The following is a 1739-nucleotide window of genomic DNA, read 5'->3' on the forward strand; positions in this document are numbered from 1 at the left end:
CCCCCGGGGCAGATCCAGCTTGTCTTGGTACGGACGCCTGACAGATGCTCTTTAAGCTCTAAAACACGATCACGGTCTTGCCAGGTATAGAAGAACATGCTCATTGCGCCGATATCAAGTGCGTGCGTTCCCAGCCACAGGCAGTGCGACGCGATGCGCTCTAGCTCGTTGAGCAAGACACGCATGTAGTCAGCCTTAGGCGGGATCGCCACTTCCAGAAGCTTCTCAACAGCAAGCGAGTAGGCCAGATTATTACAGAGATTCGAGAGATAGTCCTCACGGTCGGTGAGCACCAGAGCTTTATAATAACTCAGGTTCTCCATGGTCTTCTCGATCCCCGTGTGGAGATAGCCAATATGCGGCGTACAGCGCACCACTGTCTCGCCGTCTAGCTCCAGCACGAGGCGAAGCACACCGTGCGTAGACGGATGCGAGGGCCCCATGTTGATGGTCATGGTCTCTTGAGCCGTCTCAGGATCCAGGTACCGCTCGATCTCAATCCCAGCTTGCGGGACTTTCTCTAAAGATAAAGACGCACTCATGGCTTACTTTGCTTGCTCCCGGACATTGTGGCTGAACTCGACTTCCTCGCCACCAAGCGGGAAGTCTTTACGCAAGGGATGCCCCACCCAGTCATCGGGCATGAGAATCCGGCGCATGTCCGCGTGGTGATTAAAGGTGATGCCAAACAGATCGTAGATCTCACGCTCGGGCCACTCAGCGGCGGGCCAGACGCCGCTTGTCGTGTCAATGGTGGGATCATCTTCACTGACCTGGGCTTTGACGACAATCCGTCGGTAGGTCTTGAGCGAGTAAAGACTGTAGACGACTTCGAAGCGCGGCTCCACCTCAAAGCCGAGCAAATCGACGCCGAAGATATCGGAGACGAGCTTGTAGTCTAGTGCCGCATGATCACGCAGAACGGTGAGTAGTCCCACGATCCGCTCTTTACGAACTGTCAGAAAATCCTGGCCCCGGAAGCGCTTGCTGGCGACAATCTCCGCACCGTAGCCCGCCTCAACAAGCGCTTTGACTTCCGGCGAGTCCTCAACCGTAAGATTAGATTCGGCCAGGCGCGTCAGATCAGCCTTGAAAGTCCGCTCCCGAATCGCAAGATCTGAACCCGATAGTCCCAGACGAACATCAACGTCTACCATTTTTTATTAATATCTCTCGCTAAAGCGCTCTTTATCAATTTTTTTCTGAAGCTCCATAACGGCATGGATCAGGGCATCGGGGCTGGGCGGACAACCGGGGACGTAGATATCAACAGGGACGATCTGATCCACGCCCTGCACCACGGCGTAGTTATTGAAGACGCCACCATTACTAGCACAATCCCCCATCGCGATCACCCACTTGGGATCGGGCATCTGGTCGTAGACCTGGCGCAAGACGGGAGCCATTTTTTTGCAGACACGCCCGCTGACAATCATTAAGTCTGCCTGACGCGGCGAGGCACGAAACGCCTCGGAGCCGAAGCGGGAGAGATCAAAGCGGCTGTCGGTGGAGGCCATCATCTCGATAGCACAGCACGCGAGCCCAAAAGTCGCGGGCCAGAGTGAGTTCTTGCGCCCCCAGTTCACCATCTTGTTCAGTGATGCCGTCAAAAACGGCTGGTCAGTTTCCTGGCTCATAGTAACTCTAACTTCCTAGCCCCACTCGAAGGCGCCGCGACGCCAGATATAAATGTAGCCCACGAACAAAATCGCCACAAACAGCCCCATCTCCGCGAGGTT

3 protein-coding genes and 1 pseudogene are annotated in these 1739 nt (G+C 55.3%); all 4 read right to left on the bottom strand.

Translation table 11 applies throughout. The annotated features are described in order from the left end of the window. A pseudogene (locus tag ACH2EH_RS09990) lies at positions 1-455 on the bottom strand (NADH-quinone oxidoreductase subunit D); the annotation flags it as partial. A 90-nt stretch (positions 456-545) separates the two neighbouring features. Then, positions 546-1157: an NADH-quinone oxidoreductase subunit C gene (locus ACH2EH_RS09995; protein WP_395141265.1), complete on the bottom strand. Its 612-nt coding sequence runs from the start codon at positions 1155-1157 to the stop codon at positions 546-548. A 6-nt stretch (positions 1158-1163) separates the two neighbouring features. After that, a complete protein-coding gene (locus tag ACH2EH_RS10000; RefSeq protein ID WP_184203798.1) occupies positions 1164-1637 on the bottom strand; it encodes an NADH-quinone oxidoreductase subunit B in 474 nt (157 codons plus the stop codon). A gap of 15 nt (positions 1638-1652) precedes the next feature. After that, positions 1653-1727, bottom strand: coding sequence for an NADH-quinone oxidoreductase subunit A (gene ndhC / locus ACH2EH_RS10005; RefSeq protein ID WP_395141266.1), 75 nt, complete (start codon positions 1725-1727; stop codon positions 1653-1655). Positions 1728-1739 lie beyond the last annotated feature (12 nt).

Source organism: Armatimonas sp. (assembly GCF_043760365.1).
GTDB lineage: Bacteria > Armatimonadota > Armatimonadia > Armatimonadales > Armatimonadaceae > Armatimonas.